The sequence below is a fragment of the Streptomyces sp. WY228 genome, assembly GCF_019287315.1.
GTDB classification, from domain to species: domain Bacteria; phylum Actinomycetota; class Actinomycetes; order Streptomycetales; family Streptomycetaceae; genus Streptomyces; species Streptomyces caviscabies.
In genome coordinates, this window is sequence record NZ_CP079114.1 from 5,681,185 (window position 1) to 5,698,855 (window position 17,671).

Sequence of the window (17,671 nt, forward strand, 5' to 3'; positions counted from 1 at the left end):
TGGGTCAGAACTTGTTGCGGGGGGTGATGCCCAGCGACATGCCCGACAGGCCGCGCTGACGGCCGCCCAGCTTCTGCGCGATCGAGCGCAGCGCGCTGCCCGCCGGGGAGTCCGGGTCGGACAGGACGACCGGCTTGCCCTCGTCGCCGCCCTCGCGCAGCCGTACGTCGATCGGGATCGAGCCGAGCACCGGCACCTCGGCGCCGACCGTACGCGTCAGCCCCTCGGCGACCCGCGCGCCGCCGCCCGAGCCGAACACGTCGACCATCTCGTCGCAGTGCGGGCACGGCATGCCCGACATGTTCTCCACCACGCCGACGATCTTCTGGTGGGTCTGCACGGCGATCGAGCCGGCCCGCTCGGCCACCTCGGCCGCCGCCTGCTGCGGGGTCGTGACGACCAGGATCTCGGCGCCCGGCACGAGCTGCGCCACCGAGATCGCGATGTCGCCGGTGCCCGGCGGCAGGTCCAGGAGCAGGACGTCCAGGTCGCCCCAGAACACATCGGCGAGGAACTGCTGGAGCGCTCGGTGCAGCATCGGACCGCGCCAGACCACCGGCGCGTTGCCCGGGGTGAACATGCCGATGGAGATGACCTTCACCCCGTGTGCGGACGGCGGCATGATCATGTTCTCGACCTGGGTGGGCTTGCCGTCCGCGCCGAGCATCCGGGGCACGCTGTGCCCGTAGATGTCCGCGTCCACGACGCCGACCTTCAGCCCGTCGGCCGCCATCGCCGCGGCGAGGTTCACCGTCACCGAGGACTTGCCGACGCCGCCCTTGCCGGAGGCGACCGCGTACACCCGGGTCAGCGAGCCGGGCTGGGCGAAGGGCACCTCACGCTCGGCGGTCCCGCCGCGCAGCGAGCTCGCCAGGTCCTTGCGCTGTTCGTCGCTCATGACGTCGAGGGTCACCTCGACCCGCGAGACGCCCTCGACCCGGGCGACCGCGTCGGTCACGTTCCGGGTGATCGTGTCGCGCATCGGACAACCGGAGACCGTGAGATACACCGTGACAGCGACTACACCGTCAGGATCGATCTCGACCGATTTCACCATGCCCAGCTCGGTGATCGGGCGGTGGATCTCCGGGTCGTTCACTGTCGACAGTGCCTCAAGCACCGCGTCTTCCGTAGCCATACCGACGATGTTACGGCGCTGGGCCCTACGGGCGGGTAGCCCCTCAGCGGTCGCCTTCGTCACTCTCGGACGTGAGGAGGATCTGCCGGTCCTCCATGTCTCTCACCATGTCCTGGAGTTCCGAGCGGATCCAGTCGCGGGTGGCGACCTCGCCGAGGCCCATCCGCAGCGCCGCGATCTCCCGGCTGAGGTACTCGGTGTCGGCGATGGAGCGCTCGTTCTGCTTGCGGTCCTGCTCGTGGGTGACCCGGTCGCGGTCGTCCTGCCGGTTCTGCGCGAGGAGGATCAGCGGGGCCGCGTAGGAGGCCTGGAGCGAGAGCATCAGGGTCAGGAAGATGAACGGGTACTCGTCCCAGCGCAGATCCTTCGGCGCCCAGACGTTCCACGCCACCCAGACGATGATGATCAGCGTCATCCAGACGATGAACCGTCCGGTGCCCAGGAACCGCGCGATCCGCTCGGAGAACCGGCCGAACGCCTCCGGGTCGTACTCCGGCAGCAGCTTCAGCCCCGGCGCCTTCGGCTGGTCGAGCCGGGTGCGCGGCGGGCGCACCAGGCCGGACGCGCCCGTCGAGGCGGCCTTCGACCGCTCCTCACCGGCCATGCCGGATGCCCTCCTCGCCGTGGAAATCGGTCTCGCGCCAGTCCTCGGGCAGCAGGTGGTCCAGGACGTCGTCCACGGTCACCGCGCCCAGCAGCGAACCGCTCTCGTCCACGACGGGCGCCGAGACCAGGTTGTACGCGGCCAGATAGCTGGTCACCGTCGGCAGCGGGGTGTCCGGCGGCAGCGGCACCAGATCGCTGTCGACGATCGAGCTGACCAGCGTGAACGGCGGGTCGCGCAGCAACCGCTGGAAGTGCACGGTGCCCAGGTACTTCCCGGTCGGCGTCTCGTCGGGCGAGCGGCACACGTACACCTGTGCGGCGAGCGCCGGCGACAGGTCCTGCTGACGGACCCGGGCGAGCGCGTCGGCCACCGTGGCGTCCGGGCGCAGCACGATCGGCTCGGTCGTCATCAGACCGCCCGCCGTGCGCTCCTCGTACGCCATCAGCCGGCGCACATCGGCGGCGTCGTCCGGCCGCATCAGGGTCAGCAGCCGCTCCTTGTCCTCCTCGGGCAGCTCGGAGAGCAGGTCGGCCGCGTCGTCCGGGTCCATCGCCTCCAGGACGTCGGCGGCCCGCTCCTCCTTGAGCTTGCCGAGGATCTCCACCTGGTCGTCCTCGGGCAGCTCCTCCAGGACGTCGGCGAGCCGGTCGTCGTCCAGCGCGGCGGCCACCTCGGCCCGGCGCTTGGGGGAGAGGTGGTGCAGGGCGTTGGCCACATCGGCGGGGCGCAGCCGCTCGAACGTGGCGACCAGGTTCTCCGCGCCCTGCCCGTGCTCCTCCAGCGAGAAGCCGCTCACCGCCGACCAGTCCACCGTCAGCGTCTCGCCCTTGCGGCGCAGCGCCCCGCCGCGCCCTTTGCGGACGAAGTACTTGTCGATCTCCCAGTCGCGGCGGGCGGGCAGCTGCTGGATGGCCACGTCCAGGACGGTGACCTCCTCGCCTTCCTGGCCATGGCCGTCCACCAGCCGCACCCGCCGGTCGAGGAACTCGCCGAGGACGAGCCGTTCGGTGGGCCGCTGTTCGAAGCGGCGCATGTTGACCACACCGGTGGTGATGACCTGGCCGGACTCCACGCCGGTCACCCGGGTCATCGGCAGGAAGATCCGCCGCCGGCTGACCACCTCGACGACCAGACCCAGGATGCGCGGCGGCCGTCCGCCGACCCGCAACATCGCCACCAGGTCCCGGACCCGGCCGACCTGGTCCCCGTTCGGATCGAACACGGGCACCCCGGAGAGATGCGAGACGAAGACCCTGGGGGCTCCTGCCGCCATGTGCCGCCTCCCTCTCCGTACTTCTTCGCGCTTCTCCGCGACCGCCTCCGCGACCAGCGCGTTTCGCCGTACGCGGACAGTCGTGCGCCGGGATCAGGCTAGCCCGTGCCGCCGCACCGCGCCCCGGCGGACCCGTCCGTACGGCTGGCCGCCGGAGGGTGCGCTCCGCCCGGGTACGCTGCCGTCTGCCACCCCCGATCGCAGTTGAGAGGCAGTGCGCCCGTGACCTCTTTTGCCCCGGCCGTGCGGAACCATCGCCGGACCGCCCTCGCTCTCGTGCTGTGCGGAGGGCTCACCGTGGCCCTGGCCGCCTGCGGCACGGAGGAGGACCCGGACAAGGGGACCAACGGCGTCGCCAGACTCACCGCCGCCGAGATCGACAAGAAGGCCAGAGCGGCGGCCGACGCGGCCAGTGCCGTACGGCTGTCGGGCACGCTCGTCAGCAAGGGCGGCACCTACCGGCTGGAGATGAAGCTCAACGCACGGGGCGGCATGGGCTCGGTGACCTCGAAGAAGCAGAGCTTCGCGCTGCTGCGGGTCGAGGACGAGCTCTTCCTCAAGGCGCCCGCCGAGTTCTGGTCCCACGAGGGCAGCGCCGAGGCGGGCGGGTCCGCCGATGTGGCGGCCGCCGACAAGCTGGGCGGCAAGTACGTGAAGGTCCCCGAGGGCGACCCCAGCTACCGCCAGCTGCGCGGCTTCACCGACAAGAAGGTCCTGCTCGACGGGCTCCTCGCGCTGCACGGCACGGTCAACAAGGGCGGCCGTGACACGGTCGCCGGGCAGCGCACCATCCAGATCCTGGGCGGCAAGGGCGAGGGCGGGGCCTTCGACGTATCGCTGGAGGAGCAGCCGTATCCGGTACGGGTGGCCCGGGGCGGCGGCGGGGGCACGGTCACCCTGGCCGACTGGGGCAAAGCCTTCCCGCTGGAGGCCCCGCAGGAGGACGACACCGTCGACTACGGCGGCCAGCTCCCCAAGTCCTCCGGCTGATCCGGAGCCCCGGTCCGGAGCCCCGGTCCGGAGCCCCGGTCCGGATCCGGCTCAGCGCTTCCCGCGCCGCTTCAGCAGCAGCCGGGGGAGCGCGGCCGGGACGGGCCGGCGGGTGGTGGCCGAGGTCGGCAGCGGCACGGCCGCCAGCGAGGTGTCCGGCAGCGCGACGCCGACCGTTCCGGGCGTCAGCCGCACCACCGTGCACCCGCTCGCCCACCGCTCCGTCAGCGACTCGGCGTCCGGCGCGTTCAGCCGCTTGCCCTTCAGCTCGGCGACCGCCGCCTCCCACTCCTCGGAGCGCGGCGGCAGGAAGTCCACGGTCGCGGTCCAGGCGACGATCCGGCCGCCCTTGTCCTTGCTCCGTACGGTCACCTCGGCGCGGCCGCCGTCGGCCAGCCCCTCGGGCAGCGGCTGCTCGCCGGGGCCCCCGCCGACCAGCAGCGCCGCGCCCTCGTGCCAGATGTGCCACACGGCACGGGCCGGCCCGGTGCCCCGCACCCAGACGAGCCCGGACTTCTTCGTGGCCTCCTCGACGAGGGCCCTCTCCAGCAGGTCGGCGGCATCAGTCATGGGCGCGAGCTTAGACCGGCCGCGACCCGGCGCGCGGGCTCAGAGCCAGCCGTTGCGCTTGAGGATGCGGTGGATGGAGAAACAGACCGCCCCGATGACGCCCAGCACGATGGGGTAGCCGTACTTCCACTCCAGCTCGGGCATGTAGTCGAAGTTCATGCCGTAGACGCCGCAGATCATCGTCGGCACGGCGATGATCGCCGCCCAGGAGGTGATCTTGCGCATGTCCTCGTTCTGGGTGACGGTCGCCTGCGCCAGATTGGCCTGGAGGATCGAGTTCAGCAGTTCGTCGAAGCCGAGGACCTCCTCCTGGACCCGGGCGAGGTGGTCGGCGACATCGCGGAAGTACTTCTGGATGTCGGGGTCGATCAGCCGCATCGGCCGCTCGCTCAGCAGCTGCATGGGCCGCAGCAGCGGCGAGACGGCCCGCTTGAACTCCAGCACCTCCCGCTTGAGCTGGTAGATCCGGCCCGCGTCCGAACCGCGCGGGGTGCCCTTGGCCGGGGTGGAGAAGACATCGATCTCCACCTCGTCGATGTCGTCCTGCACCGCCTCGGCCACCGCGATGTACCCGTCGACCACATGGTCGGCGATGGCGTGCAGCACGGCGGAGGGGCCCTTGGCGAGCAGCTCCGGGTCGTCCTGGAGGCGGTGGCGCAGGGCGCGCAGGGAACCCTGGCCGCCGTGCCGGACGGTGATGACGAAGTCCCGGCCGGTGAAGCACATCACCTCGCCGGTCTCCACGACCTCGCTGGTCGCGGTCAGTTCGGCGTGCTCCACGTAGTGGATCGTCTTGAAGACGGTGAACAGGGTGTCGTCGTACCGCTCCAGCTTGGGCCGCTGGTGGGCGTGGACGGCGTCCTCGACGGCCAGCGGGTGCAGCCCGAACTCCCGGGCGATACCGGCGAATTCGGCCTCGGTCGGCTCGTGCAGACCGATCCAGGCGAAGCCGCCCTCCTCCCGTACCTGGAGCATCGCCTCGTGCGGCGTCGGGGCGGCGGGCGTCACCAGCCGGCGGCCGTCGCGGTAGACCGCGCAGTCGACGACGGCGGAGGAGGCGGACGGGTCGCGGGTGGTGTCGTACGCGCTGTACGGGGCGGTGTTCTTGCGGAGGGACGGGCGCAGGGACGGGCGCACGGCGGCGCGCAGGTCACGGATCATCGACATGGCTGGCTCCTTCACGGAGGGCCGTCGGCGAGGGCGTGGAACAGCCCGGAATGGGGACGTGTGCTCACGTCCGCAAAGCGGGCTCCACCGCGCGGGCGCGATGACGGCGTTCGCTACAGACAGGCAAAAGGCGCTACAAGCAGGCAGGAACGAAGGGCTCTTCCGTCACGCGCACCGGTGTCGGTGAGTCGTCCGGACACGACGGCGATGTCGGCTCCGGGCGACCGACGAGAGGCGTCGGATCAACGGGAAAGGCGAGGCGCGGAAGAGCGGTCGGTACTGCACGGTCGACTTGGATCCATAGCAGTCCCCACCTCCTCCGGCCGGTCCCCCGTGGGGGACGACGTGTCGTCGGGACGAAGAAGAGCGACGCTTCTGCGTGCTGTCCCGACCGGCGGCCAGGCTATCAGCCGCCCAAGGCCCAATCCCGTACTTTGCCCATTCCCTACGCGATCTATGCTCGCCGCATGGCAGAAATTCTCGCTCTGGTCGAGGCACGGCTCATCTCCGCCCTCGGGGAACCGGACGCCCGCGCCGATGTGACCTTCCTCGGCACGGACCGCATCGAGGTGCTGCGCTTCCTCGACGGCGACATCGTGCGCTACGCGACGCTCGGCATGTCCGGGCAGCCGATGGCCGACCCCACCTCCCCGCTCGCCGACCCGGTGAAGGGCCCCCGTGCCGAGCTGATCCTGTCCGTGCGCGGCGGACTCGCCGACACCGACCAGGTGCTGCGCCCGCTCGCCGTGCTGGCCGCCTCCCCGCAGGTCGAGGGGCTGATCGTGGCCGCCGGCGCCTCGCTGGACCTGGGCGAGCCGCTGTGGACCGGGGCGCCGTTCACCTCGGTGCTGGTCGCGGAGTCCGGCGGTCTGGTGGAGGACCTGGAGCTGGACGAGCCGATGGACCCGGTGCGCTTCCTGCCGCTGCTGCCGATGACGCACAACGAGGCCGCCTGGAAGCGGGTGCGTGGCGCGCAGGAGCTCCAGGAGCGGTGGCTGACGCACGGTACGGACCTGCGCGACCCGCTGCGCACGTCCGTACCGCTGGACTGACCGACCGTCCTGAGGGGGCGTCAGTCGGCGAAGGCGGCCACCCCGTCCTCCTGCGCGTGGACCGGCTCCAGCTCCTCGGCCTCGTGGGTCAGCGCCGTACGCCGTACGCCCACGACGGCCGCTCCGACGAGGGCGGCGAGCGCGGCCACCACGAACGGGGTGTGGAGGTCGGTCCACTCCTCGATCTTCGGGGCGAGGAAGGGGGCGGCCGCCGCGGCGAACCAGCGGACGAAGTTGTATCCGGCGCTCGCCACCGGGCGCGGCGCGTCCGAGACCCCGAGGGCCAGTTCGGTGAAGACGGTGTTGTTCATGCCGATGAACGCGCCGGAGACGATCGTGGCGACGATCGCCGTGCCGTGGCTGCCGTATCCGAGGACCAGCAGGTCGGCGGCGAGCAGCACCAGCGAGGCCCCGAGCACCTTGAGCGAGCCGAAGCGGCGCTGGAGGCGCGGTGCGACGAGCACCGAGAAGACGGCCAGCAGCAGGCCCCAGGCGAAGAAGACCGCGCCCGACTTGTACGGGGTCATGTCCAGCACGAACGGGGTGAACGCCAGGATCGTGAAGAAGGCGTAGTTGTAGAAGAACGCCGAGGCCGCCACCGAGGCCAGCCCGCCGTGGCCCAGCGCCTTCACCGGATCGAGCAGTGAGGTCTTGACGGCGGGCTTGGGCTGCTCCTTGAGGAACGCGGCGATGCAGAGGAAGCCGATCGCCATCAGCGCCGCCGTACCGAAGAACGGGTAGCGCCAGCTGGCGTCCCCGAGCAGTGCGCCGAGCAGCGGCCCGCACGCCATGCCGAGGCCGAGCGCCGACTCGTACAGCAGGATCGCCACCGCGCTGCCGCCCGCCGCCGCTCCGACGATCACCGCGAGGGCGGTGGAGACGAAGAGGGCGTTGCCCAGGCCCCAGCCGGCCCGGAAGCCGACCAGTTCGGCGACGGAGGAGGAGGTGCCGGAGAGCGCGGCGAAGACGACGACGAGCGCGAGGCCGGCCAGCAGGGTCCTGCGGCCGCCGATGCGGCTGGAGACGAAGCCGGTGACCAGCATCGCGAAGGCGGTGATCAGGAAGTACGAGGTGAACAGCAGCGACACCTGGCTCGCCGAGGCGTCCAGACCCCGGGCGATCGACGGCAGGATCGGGTCCACCAGGCCGATCCCCATGAAGGCCACCACCGAGGCGCCGGCCGTGGCCCAGACGGCCTTCGGCTGGCGCAGGATGCCGGCCCCTGTCGCCCCTTCGTCGAACGGATCCGCTTCCCGCATGGGCTCTCTCTCCTTCTCCTTCGGCCTCACAAGGTCGATGCGTTATGCACAGAATAAGTTAGGCAATCTAATAAATGCAAACTACATCTATTTTCCGAGGTCAGGGCCACGCTGCGGACGGGTGATCGTCCTTGACGGGAGGACCGGCGGGGAGGACGGTTGGTCCTTATGAGGGGCGAACCCAGTTGCCCGAAGTGCGGTGGCCGGGTCAGGGCGCCCGGTCTCTTCGCCGACGCCTGGCAGTGCTCCGCGCACGGCCAGGTCCACCCCATGCAGCCGGTCATCCCGCCGAGCGTCGAAGGCCTCGGCGTGGTGGTGCACCGCACGCAGGTCCCCGTCTGGATGCCCTGGCCGCTCCCCGTGGGCTGGCTGTTCACCGGCGTCGCCAGCGCGGGCGACGACCGCAGCGGCGGACGCGCGAGCGCCGTGGCGTGCTCCGGACCCGGTCCGCTGGGCGGGATGGGCGAACTGCTGCTGGTCGCCGAGGAGCTGGGCGTCGGACTCGGCGCCCGGTACGCCGGAATCGAGGGCCCTGACCCCGGCCACCACCTGAACATCGACTCCGCCCCCGACGCCAAGGTGCACGCCGCCGGCCGCCCCACCCCGCTCTGGCACGTCAAGAACGCCCCGGAGGACCGCGCCGTTTTCGCGGGCGAGGCGCGCGGGCTCTGGCTCTGGGCGATCCTGTGGCCCGAGCAGTCGGGGCTCCTGATGTACGACGAGCTGGTGCTGACCGATCTGCGCGACGCCGGGGGAGAGGTGGACCTGGTGCCCTGCGGCGCGCTCACCCCGCGCCTCCTCACCGCCCCCGACGCCCCGCCCCGGCAGGCGTCGGGCGAGCGCTAGATCACGTGGGGCAGGGGGCTTTCCCGGCCCGATGCCGGGTCTGCGACGGTTATCCTTGAGCGGTCCCCCCGTCCGCCCGCGAGCCCCGGAGTCCAGCGTCGTGCGCATCGATCTGCACACCCACTCCACCGCGTCGGACGGCACGGACACCCCCGCCGAGCTGGTCGCGAACGCCGCCGCCGCGGGCCTGGACGTCGTCGCGCTCACCGACCACGACACCGTCGGCGGCCACAAACAGGCCATCGACGCGCTGCCCGACGGGCTCACCCTCGTCACCGGCGCCGAACTCTCCTGCCGCGTCGACGGCGTGGGCATGCACCTGCTGGCGTACCTCTTCGACCCGGCCGACACCGAGCTGGAGCGCGCCCGGGAGCTCGTCCGCGACGACCGCGTGCCGCGCGCCCAGGAGATGGTCCGCAAGCTGCGCGCCCTCGACGTCCCCATCACCTGGGAGCAGGTCGCCCGCATCGCCGGGGACGGCTCGGTCGGCCGCCCGCACGTCGCCGCCGCCCTCGTCGAACTCGGCGTCGTACGCACCGTCTCCGACGCCTTCACGCCCGAGTGGCTGGGCAACGGCGGCCGGGCGTACGCCGAGAAGCACGAGTTCGACCCCTTCGAGGCCGTCCGCCTGGTGAAGGCGGCCGGCGGGGTCACCGTCTTCGCCCACCCGGCCGCCGCGAAACGCGGCGCCGTGGTCCCCGAGTCCACGATCGCCGCCCTCGCCGAGGCCGGCCTCGACGGCGTCGAGGTCGACCACATGGACCACGACGAGCCCGCCCGGGCCCGGCTGCGCGGTCTCGCCCGCGACCTGGGGCTGCTCGCGACCGGCTCCAGCGACTACCACGGCAGCCGGAAGACCGTCGAACTCGGCGCGTGCACCACCGACCCCGAGATCTACGGCGAGATCACCCGGCGCGCCACGGGAGCCTTCCCGGTGCCGGGCGCCGGTGGAGCCGGCCGCCGCTAGGGCCCACTCGCTTCCACCGCATCACGTCCCACTCCCCGCGCACCCCCGTGCGTGCCGCCGCCGTGCTCGACGCACCGCGACGGACGCTGCCCGGACCCGCGCCCCCTCCGTACCGCCCGCTCTTCTCTCGCAAGGCTCACTGTGTTCGACGTCGCTGTCTTCGGATCCCTTTTTCTCACCCTATTTGTGATCATGGACCCGCCCGGGATCACGCCGATCTTCCTCGCCCTCACCGCGGGACGCCCCGCCAAGGTGCAGCGCAAGATGGCGCTCCAGGCGGTCACGGTCGCGTTCGGTGTGATCGCCGTCTTCGGTCTGCTCGGTCAGCAGATCCTCGACTATCTGCATGTCTCCGTGCCCGCACTGATGATCGCGGGCGGACTCCTGCTGCTGCTCATCGCGCTGGACCTGCTGACCGGCAAGACGGACGAGCCGACGCAGACCAAGGACGTCAACGTGGCGCTCGTACCGCTGGGCATGCCGCTGCTGGCCGGGCCCGGCGCGATCGTCTCGGTCATCCTCGCGGTGCAGCACGCCGACGGCGTGGGCGGTCAGCTCTCGGTCTGGTCCGCGATCGTCGCCATGCACGTGGTGCTCTGGCTGACCATGCGCTACTCGCTGGTCATCATCCGCGTGATCAAGGACGGCGGCGTGGTCCTGGTGACCCGGCTCGCCGGCATGATGCTCTCCGCCATCGCCGTCCAGCAGATCATCAACGGCGTCACCCAGGTCATCCAGAACGCCTGAGGCCCCGGCGGACCTCCGCGCCCCCGCGCACCACAGCGCCCCCGTACGGACGTTCCGTGCGGGGGCGCTTCGTCTTCACAACGTCAGGTGTTACGAGGCCGAACTGTCGGCCGGCCGGATGTAGATGCGCTGGCCCATCGCGGCGGCCTGCTGCACGATCCGGTTGACGGAGGCGGCGTCCACGACGGTGCTGTCCACGGCGGTACCGTCGACGTCGTCGAGTCGCATGATCTCGAAGCGCACAGTGCTTCCCTTCGTCTGATCCTCCTGCTGGAGAACTACTGGCGCCGGTGGGGCGTCCCACCGGCAAGACTAGGAACGCGAGGCTTCCCTCGCGTTCCACGTGGGTTACAACGGCTTGCCCTGTACAAACATTCCCTACGCTAAGGAAATTTTTTGGATGTCTAAGTACCCGTCGGTAGCCACATCACCACAGACCATGAGGTTCGCATGAACGAGGCGGACCCACAGCTCATCGGCGGAGCCGACCTCGGCGCCCGCCTGGACCGCACCAACGAGCTGCTCCAGCGCATGCTCATCGAGGTGTCCAAGACTCCGTCGACGCACGCCATCTTCGTGGACGCCGGATACGTGTACGCGGCGGCCGGGCTGCTCGTCACCGGCACCGAGGACCGGCGCTCCTTCGATCTCGACGCCGAAGGACTGATCGAGGCCTTCATCGACAAGGCCCGCACGATCTTCGCGGACAGCAGGCTGCTGCGCGTCTACTGGTACGACGGCGCCCGGCGCCGCATCCACACCACCGAGCAGCAGGCCATCGCCGAACTCCCCGACGTCAAGGTCCGGCTCGGCAACCTCAACGCCAACAACCAGCAGAAGGGCGTCGACTCGCTCATCCGCACCGACCTCGAATCCCTCGCCCGGCACCGCGCCATCAGCGACGCGGCGCTCGTCGGCGGCGACGAGGACCTGGTATCGGCGGTGGAGGCCGCCCAGGGCTACGGGGCACGCGTGCACCTCTGGGGCATCGAGGCGGCCGAAGGCCGCAACCAGGCCGAACCGCTGCTGTGGGAGGTCGACAGCCAGCGCACCTTCGACCTCGACTTCTGCCGCCCCTACGTCACGCGGCGGCCCGTCACCACGTACGAGGACGACGCCCCGGCCCCCTCCCGCGAGGACGTCCGCTTCGTCGGCGCGCAGATCGCGGCCGCCTGGCTCGCCGCCCGGGGCCGTGCGTCCCTCGCCGACCTGCTGCCGGGCCACCCCTATCTGCCGGGCTCCGTCGACCAGGACCTCCTGGTGGAGGCCGAACGCCTGCTCCAGCACTCGCTGCGCGGCCACGCCCATCTGCGGCGGGCACTCCGCGACGGCTTCTGGCAGCACCTTCAGTCGCAGTACTGACCCGTCGGGCGGGGCCGCGCATACGTTAGTGGGGCCACGACTCGTCAGGCGGGACCACGATCCGTCAGGCGGGCGTGAGGCCGTCCCAGAACGCGGCCAGCGCCTTCGCGGTCTCCTGCGGGCGGGCGGTGTTGGGGGAGTGCTCGGCGCCGGCGATCGTGGTGCGGCGGGCGCCGAGACGCCGCGCCATGGAGTCGAACAGCTCCACCGGCCAGACGTCGTCGCGCTCCCCGGACAGCACATGCACGGGCAGCCCGACGGCGGCCAGCTCGTCCACCCGGTCCGGCTCGGCCGCCAGCTGGGCCCCGGTGGCGATCAACTGCGCCGGATTGTGGGCGAGCCAGCGGCGGCGCAGGTCCTCGCCGTCGCCGGTGTCCGCGTCCTGCGGCGGATCCAGCGCCTGCATCGCCTGCCACACCTCGTCCATGGACAGCACGGCCAGCGCGTCGCTCAGCATCTTCACCTTGTCCCGCTGGGCCGCGACGACCTCGGCCGGGCCCGAGGACATCAGCGTCAGCGAGCGGAACGGGGCGGCGTCCAGCAGGACGGCCGCGCGGGCGATCTGACCGCCGAGCGAGTGCCCGAGCAGATGCGGCTCCCCGCCGCCGACGCCGTCCAGAGCCGCCGCCTGGGCCAGCACGTCACGGGCCAACTCGCCCTGGGCGTACGATTCCTGACGGTCCGTCCCCTGCGACTCGTACTGCCCCCGGCCGTCCACGGCGACCACCCGGTAGCCCGCGTCGGTCAACGGTTCCAGCAGGGCGACGAAGTCCTCCTTGCTGCCGGTGTAGCCGGGCAGCAGCAGGGCGGTGGCCCGTGCCGGGGTACGCGGTACGGCGTCCAGGACGGCGAAGTCGCCGCGCTCGGTACGCAGGACACGGGCACGGGCGCAGGGCGGCGGGGTGAAGGTGGACGGGCGGCTCATACGGCGAGGCTATCCCCGCCGCACCCGTCCTCGCCCCACCGGGAGGCGTCACCGGCCTCGTTGCCGCACCGCCCCGTCGTGGGAGCCGTGCTCCGGGAACTCGATCATCGCCGTGCCGATGGAACCTCGATCTTCTTTACCCTGTCATGACACAGGGGGTCTTCAGCACGCTGTCCACCGGCGTCGCTCCCTCATGGCTCCGCGCCGGAATTCTCGAATCCGGCTGCTCTTCCGCTCACCCAGGAGATACCTCATGTCCGTCCCCACCCCGGACGCCCCTTACGGCTTCGACCCGCAGGGCCGCCCCTACTCCGACAAGTCGAAGGTCATCGCCGGCGTCCTCCAGATACTTCTCGGTGGTCTCGGCATCGGGCGCTTCTACGTCGGGTCCATCGGCGTGGGCATCGCCCAGCTGCTCACCTTCGGCGGTCTCGGCGTCTGGGCGCTGATCGACGGCATCCTCTTCCTCACCAGCAAGGACCGCACCGACAAGCAGGGCCGCGTCCTCCGCAACTGATCCGGCACCGCCGGCGCGTGCACCGCGCGGATCCTGTCGGCCCCGGGGACGACTCCGCCCCGTCGATCACCGGATCGACGGGGCGGAGCGCTGCGTGGGGTGCGGTGTCGCCGGAAGCGTCAGCTCTCGGTCGTCGTCGCCGACGCCTTGCCCGCCGGGCGGGTGGCGCGGCGGCGGCGCGGCTTCGTCTCGGCGGCGGCCTCGCTCACCACGGCCTCGGCCTCGGAGACCACGGCGGCCTCCTGGGCGCTGGTCGAGGTGACGGCGCGGGTGGCGCGGCGGCGACGCGGCTTGGCCTCCGCCTCGGCGGCCGGGGCCTCGACGACGGGCTGCTCGGCGGCGACCGCCTTCACGGCGGACTTCTCGGTGACCTTCTCCGCGGTCTCCGCCTTCGCCCGGGACCGGGTCGCGCGGGGCGCCTTCGCCTTCGGCTCGGCGGAAGCGGCCTCGGCCTTCGGCTCCGACTTCTTCGCCGTGGCGCGGGCCGGACGACGACGGGTCTTCACCTCGGGCTCCGGCTCGGCCGCCGGGGCGATCTGGAAGTCGACCTCGTCGGCCGGCTTCACGATCCGGGCGCGGCGGCGCGGCCTGACGGCCTTCGGCTCGGCGACCGGCTCCGCGATGCCCGCGGCGACCGCCACGGTCTGGAACTCGGCCGGGGCCGGAGTGGCCGGGGCCTCCGCGACGGGCGCGGCCGTCTCCTCGGTCACCGGCTTCGCGACGGCACGGCTGCGACGACGACGCGGCTTGGTCTCCGCGACCGGCTCGGCCACGGGCGCGGCCTCGGTCACCGGAGCGGCCTCGGCCACCGGGGCGGGAACCACCGGCGCCTCGGCGACCGCCACGGCCGTCTCGACGACGGCTTCGGGGGCGCTGGCACGGGTACGGCGACGACGCCGCGGCGTACGCGGGGCCTCGGGAGCCTCGTCACCGGCCGGGGCGACCGGGGCGGCCTCCTGGGCGGGTGCGGGCACCGTCGCGGCGCCCGCCTCCGCAGCGGCTCCGCCACGGGTGCGGCGACGCTGGCGCGGCGTACGGGTGCGCGGCTCGCGCTCCTCGCGGGCGGGGGCCGGGGCGGCGGACTTGCGGCCGCGGCCGCCGGTCTCGCCGAGGTCCTCGACCTCCTCCGCGCGCAGGCCGGCACGGGTCCGGTCGGCGCGGGGCAGCACACCCTTGGTGCCCGCCGGGATGCCGAGCTCCTCGAAGAGGTGCGGCGAGGTGGAGTACGTCTCCGGCGGGTCCGGGAACTTCAGGTCGAGCGCCTTGTTGATCAGCTGCCAGCGCGGGATGTCGTCCCAGTCGACCAGCGTGATCGCGATGCCCTTGGCGCCCGCGCGGCCGGTGCGGCCGATGCGGTGGAGGTAGGTCTTCTCGTCCTCCGGCGACTGGTAGTTGACGACGTGGGTCACACCCTCGACGTCGATACCGCGCGCGGCGACGTCGGTGCAGACCAGGACGTCGACCTTGCCGTTGCGGAAGGCGCGCAGCGCCTGCTCGCGGGCGCCCTGGCCGAGGTCGCCGTGGACCGCGCCGGAGGCGAATCCGCGCTTCTCCAGCTGCTCGGCGATGTCGGCGGCCGTGCGCTTCGTACGGCAGAAGATCATCGCGAGACCGCGGCCGTCGGCCTGGAGGATGCGGGCGAGCATCTCCGGCTTGTCCATGTTGTGGGCGCGGTAGACGTGCTGGACCGTGTTCTTCACGGTCGTGCCCTCGTCGTCGGGCGACGTGGCGTTGATGTGCGTCGGCTGCGACATGTAGCGGCGGGCGAGGCTGATGACGGCACCGGGCATGGTGGCCGAGAACAGCATCGTCTGGCGCTTGGCCGGCAGCATCGTGATGATGCGCTCGACGTCGGGCAGGAAGCCCAGGTCCAGCATCTCGTCGGCCTCGTCGAGGACGAGCCCGCGGATGTGGGAGAGGTCGAGCTTGCGCTGGCCCGCCAGGTCCAGGAGACGGCCCGGGGTGCCGACGATCACGTCGACGCCCTTCTTGAGGGCCTCGACCTGGGGCTCGTACGCCCGGCCGCCGTAGATCGCGAGAACGCGGACGTTACGGACCTTGCCGGCCGTGAGCAGGTCGTTGGTGACCTGCTGGCACAGCTCGCGGGTGGGGACGACGACGAGCGCCTGCGGCGCGTCGGTCAGCTGCTCGGGCGTGGCGCGGCCCGCCTCGACGTCGGCGGGGACGGTCACGCGCTCCAGGAGCGGAAGACCGAAGCCGAGCGTCTTGCCGGTGCCGGTCTTGGCCTGGCCGATGACGTCCGAGCCGGAGAGGGCTACGGGGAGCGTCAGCTCCTGGATGGGGAAGGGGGACGTGATGCCGACCGCCTCGAGGGCTTCGGCCGTCTCGGAAAGAATGCCGAGGTCGCGGAACGTAGTCAGGGTGCTGCCTCTTCTGTGAGACGCGGCCCGAGGCGAACGCTGGGGGTCGTACCGTGCCGGGGTTGGTCATCCGGCCGTGGATGGGCCGGGTGGCGCGGGACCACTGCCGTCGCTCGAGCGCTCGTGCCGCTGAGGGGGCCCCTCATCTGCAGTCGTACGTGTCGTACGCACCGCGTGGAGGGCTGTCGGGTCGGAGCCGATCGGGCCACCGACCGGGCATCCTCATTCAAAGGGCGCGCCGCTGGCACAGCACAGTGCTCAGTAGCGCATTACCACTGTACCCCGGATTCGCGCATGTGTGTTGGACGAATTCATCGGAACGGTATGAGGTCCCCTGCTGACCAGGCCCTTCCGCCCTGCGCGGAGCGGGCTATCGTTCCGTTCATGGAGACGCCTGACCACGCCACAGAGAACCCCGCCGAAGCTTCCGGAACCACCGGGATCGCCGCCCAGGACTGGGCCACCGCGGCCGCCGACCCGCAGTACCGCGCCGCGGTCGTCGACCTGCTCGGCGCCCTCGCCTACGGAGAGCTGGCGGCCTTCGAGCGGCTGGCCGAGGACGCGAAGCTCGCGCCGACGCTCGGCGACAAGGCGGAGCTGGCGAAGATGGCCGCCGCGGAGTTCCACCACTTCGAGCAGCTGAACCGGCGGCTCACCGAGGTGGACGAGGAGCCGACCGCCGCGATGGAGCCGTTCGCCAAGGCGCTCGACGACTTCCACCGCCAGACGGCCCCGTCCGACTGGCTGGAGGGCCTGGTCAAGGCGTACGTCGGCGACTCGATCGCCAGCGACTTCTACCGCGAGGTCGCGGCCCGGCTCGACACCGACACCCGGTCCCTGGTGCTGTCCGTGCTGGACGACACGGGCCACGGGAACTTCGCCGTGGAGAAGGTGCGCGCCGCGATCGAGGCGGACCCGCGGGTCGGCGGGCGGCTCGCGCTGTGGGCGCGCCGGCTGATGGGCGAGGCGCTGTCGCAGGCCCAGCGGGTGGTCGCCGACCGCGACGCCCTCTCGACGATGCTGGTGGGCGGCGTCGCGGACGGCTTCGACCTGGCCGAGGTGGGCCGGATGTTCTCCCGGATCACCGAGGCCCACACCAAGCGGATGGCCGCGCTGGGGCTGGCCGCGTAACACCGCGCCGCCGCGTGACACCCCGCTACTGGGCCGCCGCCGACCGGGCGAGGCGGCGGCCGCGTGGGCGGATCAGGAGCGACAGCGTCACCGCCCCGACCGACACGGCTCCGATCAGCGTCGCCAGGACATGGCCGGGACCCAGCGCCGCGTGCGTCAGATACGCGCCGAACAGGGCGCCCAGCGCACCGGTGAGATAAACCGCACGGCCGGACGGCAGCCGGTCCGGGAGCGATCGCAGGGCCGACCAGGACAGGGCGAGCCCGAGCAGGGCGGCGGCGAAGGATTCCCAGATCACAGACGATCACCTCGCGGGGGTGTGCGGGGCGGGCAAATCGGTCGTAGGCGGTACTACCCCCCGCCCGCGGAGAACAACCCTCCGGCGGCCCGTTCCGACTCGTACGGGAACGGGAGGAGCGGTTCTCCCGCACATGACACAGGAGCGGCCCGGCGGGAAACCCCGCCGGGCCGCTCCTGCGATCAACGCGTCCGGTGGACTACAGCGCCCCGAACCCCACCCGCCGGGTGGTCGGCTCACCGATCTCCACATACGCGATCCGGTCGGCCGGCACCAGAACCTTGCGGCCCTTGTCGTCCGTGAGGCTGAGCAGCTCCGCCTTGCCGCCCAGTGCCGCGGCGACCGCGCTCTCGACGTCCTCGGCGGAAAGCCCGCTCTCCAGAACGATCTCGCGGGGCGTGTGCTGCACCCCGATCTTGACCTCCACGGCTATGTCCCTCC

At 71.8% G+C, this 17,671-nt stretch carries 19 protein-coding genes; 8 read left to right on the forward strand and 11 right to left on the reverse strand.

Annotated elements, in window-relative coordinates:
* Nucleotides 1-4: 4 nt before the first annotated feature.
* The 3 genes from KV381_RS25010 to KV381_RS25020 are packed head-to-tail and all read right to left on the reverse strand — an operon-like array spanning nt 5 to nt 3,018.
* Nucleotides 5-1,138 carry an Mrp/NBP35 family ATP-binding protein gene (locus KV381_RS25010; RefSeq protein ID WP_030082902.1) on the reverse strand — a complete coding sequence of 378 codons (1,134 nt, stop codon included), beginning with the start codon at nt 1,136-1,138 and terminating at the stop codon, nt 5-7.
* Between the two features lie 43 nt (nt 1,139-1,181).
* Nucleotides 1,182-1,742, reverse strand: a complete 561-nt coding sequence (locus KV381_RS25015) for a DUF1003 domain-containing protein (protein ID WP_030082904.1) — start codon at nt 1,740-1,742, stop codon at nt 1,182-1,184.
* Nucleotides 1,732-3,018: a magnesium transporter MgtE N-terminal domain-containing protein gene (locus tag KV381_RS25020; RefSeq protein WP_030631347.1), complete on the reverse strand. Its 1,287-nt coding sequence runs from the start codon at nt 3,016-3,018 to the stop codon at nt 1,732-1,734. Before KV381_RS25020 ends, KV381_RS25015 begins: the two co-directional genes overlap by 11 nt.
* Before the next feature lie 222 nt (nt 3,019-3,240).
* On the opposite strand from KV381_RS25020, the gene KV381_RS25025 reads away from it, so the two are divergent.
* Nucleotides 3,241-4,008 (forward strand): hypothetical protein, encoded by a 768-nt coding sequence (locus tag KV381_RS25025; protein WP_030082907.1) that lies wholly within the window; start codon nt 3,241-3,243, stop codon nt 4,006-4,008.
* A 51-nt stretch (nt 4,009-4,059) separates the two neighbouring features.
* Here KV381_RS25025 and KV381_RS25030 read toward each other — a convergent pair whose 3' ends face one another.
* Nucleotides 4,060-4,578 (reverse strand): hypothetical protein, encoded by a 519-nt coding sequence (locus tag KV381_RS25030; RefSeq protein ID WP_218786349.1) that lies wholly within the window; start codon nt 4,576-4,578, stop codon nt 4,060-4,062.
* A 39-nt stretch (nt 4,579-4,617) separates the two neighbouring features.
* The gene (locus KV381_RS25035) at nt 4,618-5,745 is read right to left on the reverse strand and encodes a magnesium and cobalt transport protein CorA (RefSeq protein ID WP_030082911.1); all 1,128 of its coding nucleotides are present in this window, start codon (nt 5,743-5,745) and stop codon (nt 4,618-4,620) included.
* A 467-nt stretch (nt 5,746-6,212) separates the two neighbouring features.
* Between KV381_RS25035 and KV381_RS25040 the strand changes: the two genes are divergently transcribed.
* The gene (locus KV381_RS25040; protein WP_103536418.1) at nt 6,213-6,797 is read left to right on the forward strand and encodes a suppressor of fused domain protein; all 585 of its coding nucleotides are present in this window, start codon (nt 6,213-6,215) and stop codon (nt 6,795-6,797) included.
* A 20-nt stretch (nt 6,798-6,817) separates the two neighbouring features.
* Here the strand turns inward: KV381_RS25040 and KV381_RS25045 are convergent, their stop codons facing one another.
* Nucleotides 6,818-8,056 carry an MFS transporter gene (locus KV381_RS25045; protein WP_218786350.1) on the reverse strand — a complete coding sequence of 413 codons (1,239 nt, stop codon included), beginning with the start codon at nt 8,054-8,056 and terminating at the stop codon, nt 6,818-6,820.
* Nucleotides 8,057-8,224: 168 nt separating this feature from the next.
* Here KV381_RS25045 and KV381_RS25050 point away from each other — a divergent pair, with 168 nt between their 5' ends.
* The 3 genes from KV381_RS25050 to KV381_RS25060 all read left to right on the forward strand — a co-directional run bounded on the left by KV381_RS25050 (nt 8,225) and on the right by KV381_RS25060 (nt 10,616).
* Nucleotides 8,225-8,902, forward strand: a complete 678-nt coding sequence (locus KV381_RS25050) for a DUF6758 family protein (RefSeq protein WP_098026478.1) — start codon at nt 8,225-8,227, stop codon at nt 8,900-8,902.
* A 100-nt stretch (nt 8,903-9,002) separates the two neighbouring features.
* Nucleotides 9,003-9,869 (forward strand): PHP domain-containing protein, encoded by an 867-nt coding sequence (locus KV381_RS25055; protein ID WP_218786353.1) that lies wholly within the window; start codon nt 9,003-9,005, stop codon nt 9,867-9,869.
* A gap of 141 nt (nt 9,870-10,010) precedes the next feature.
* Nucleotides 10,011-10,616 (forward strand): MarC family protein, encoded by a 606-nt coding sequence (locus KV381_RS25060; RefSeq protein ID WP_030087329.1) that lies wholly within the window; start codon nt 10,011-10,013, stop codon nt 10,614-10,616.
* A 90-nt stretch (nt 10,617-10,706) separates the two neighbouring features.
* Here KV381_RS25060 and KV381_RS25065 read toward each other — a convergent pair whose 3' ends face one another.
* Entirely contained in the window at nt 10,707-10,859 is a 153-nt protein-coding gene (locus KV381_RS25065) for a hypothetical protein (RefSeq protein ID WP_007446805.1), read from the reverse strand.
* A gap of 207 nt (nt 10,860-11,066) precedes the next feature.
* Between KV381_RS25065 and KV381_RS25070 the strand changes: the two genes are divergently transcribed.
* Nucleotides 11,067-11,978 carry an NYN domain-containing protein gene (locus KV381_RS25070; protein WP_218786355.1) on the forward strand — a complete coding sequence of 304 codons (912 nt, stop codon included), beginning with the start codon at nt 11,067-11,069 and terminating at the stop codon, nt 11,976-11,978.
* Nucleotides 11,979-12,042: 64 nt separating this feature from the next.
* Here the strand turns inward: KV381_RS25070 and KV381_RS25075 are convergent, their stop codons facing one another.
* A complete protein-coding gene (locus tag KV381_RS25075) occupies nt 12,043-12,903 on the reverse strand; it encodes an alpha/beta fold hydrolase (RefSeq protein WP_218786357.1) in 861 nt (286 codons plus the stop codon).
* 253 nt (nt 12,904-13,156) lie between these two features.
* Here KV381_RS25075 and KV381_RS25080 point away from each other — a divergent pair, with 253 nt between their 5' ends.
* Complete coding sequence (locus KV381_RS25080; RefSeq protein WP_030087323.1) at nt 13,157-13,420, forward strand: TM2 domain-containing protein; 264 nt, start codon at nt 13,157-13,159, stop codon at nt 13,418-13,420.
* 119 nt (nt 13,421-13,539) lie between these two features.
* Here KV381_RS25080 and KV381_RS25085 read toward each other — a convergent pair whose 3' ends face one another.
* Complete coding sequence (locus KV381_RS25085; RefSeq protein WP_218787293.1) at nt 13,540-15,711, reverse strand: DEAD/DEAH box helicase; 2,172 nt, start codon at nt 15,709-15,711, stop codon at nt 13,540-13,542.
* A gap of 474 nt (nt 15,712-16,185) precedes the next feature.
* On the opposite strand from KV381_RS25085, the gene KV381_RS25090 reads away from it, so the two are divergent.
* The gene (locus KV381_RS25090) at nt 16,186-16,932 is read left to right on the forward strand and encodes a ferritin-like fold-containing protein (protein WP_030087320.1); all 747 of its coding nucleotides are present in this window, start codon (nt 16,186-16,188) and stop codon (nt 16,930-16,932) included.
* 25 nt (nt 16,933-16,957) lie between these two features.
* Here KV381_RS25090 and KV381_RS25095 read toward each other — a convergent pair whose 3' ends face one another.
* Together KV381_RS25095 and KV381_RS25100 are read right to left on the reverse strand one after the other, a co-directional pair.
* Nucleotides 16,958-17,230 carry a hypothetical protein gene (locus tag KV381_RS25095; protein ID WP_030087319.1) on the reverse strand — a complete coding sequence of 91 codons (273 nt, stop codon included), beginning with the start codon at nt 17,228-17,230 and terminating at the stop codon, nt 16,958-16,960.
* Between the two features lie 199 nt (nt 17,231-17,429).
* Nucleotides 17,430-17,657, reverse strand: coding sequence for a DUF3107 domain-containing protein (locus tag KV381_RS25100; RefSeq protein WP_010061602.1), 228 nt, complete (start codon nt 17,655-17,657; stop codon nt 17,430-17,432).
* Nucleotides 17,658-17,671: the final 14 nt, after the last annotated feature.

Bases quoted from the DNA above. Each gene is read 5' to 3' on its own strand.
- KV381_RS25010 (WP_030082902.1), bottom strand. From the start codon at position 1,138: ATGGCTACGGAAGACGCGGTGCTTGAGGCACTGTCGACAGTGAACGAC.
- KV381_RS25015 (WP_030082904.1), bottom strand. From the start codon at position 1,742: ATGGCCGGTGAGGAGCGGTCGAAGGCCGCCTCGACGGGCGCGTCCGGC.
- KV381_RS25020 (WP_030631347.1), bottom strand. From the start codon at position 3,018: ATGGCGGCAGGAGCCCCCAGGGTCTTCGTCTCGCATCTCTCCGGGGTG.
- KV381_RS25030 (WP_218786349.1), bottom strand. From the start codon at position 4,578: ATGACTGATGCCGCCGACCTGCTGGAGAGGGCCCTCGTCGAGGAGGCC.
- KV381_RS25035 (WP_030082911.1), bottom strand. From the start codon at position 5,745: ATGTCGATGATCCGTGACCTGCGCGCCGCCGTGCGCCCGTCCCTGCGC.
- KV381_RS25040 (WP_103536418.1), top strand. From the start codon at position 6,213: ATGGCAGAAATTCTCGCTCTGGTCGAGGCACGGCTCATCTCCGCCCTC.
- KV381_RS25045 (WP_218786350.1), bottom strand. From the start codon at position 8,056: ATGCGGGAAGCGGATCCGTTCGACGAAGGGGCGACAGGGGCCGGCATC.
- KV381_RS25050 (WP_098026478.1), top strand. From the start codon at position 8,225: ATGAGGGGCGAACCCAGTTGCCCGAAGTGCGGTGGCCGGGTCAGGGCG.
- KV381_RS25070 (WP_218786355.1), top strand. From the start codon at position 11,067: ATGAACGAGGCGGACCCACAGCTCATCGGCGGAGCCGACCTCGGCGCC.
- KV381_RS25075 (WP_218786357.1), bottom strand. From the start codon at position 12,903: ATGAGCCGCCCGTCCACCTTCACCCCGCCGCCCTGCGCCCGTGCCCGT.
- KV381_RS25080 (WP_030087323.1), top strand. From the start codon at position 13,157: ATGTCCGTCCCCACCCCGGACGCCCCTTACGGCTTCGACCCGCAGGGC.
- KV381_RS25090 (WP_030087320.1), top strand. From the start codon at position 16,186: ATGGAGACGCCTGACCACGCCACAGAGAACCCCGCCGAAGCTTCCGGA.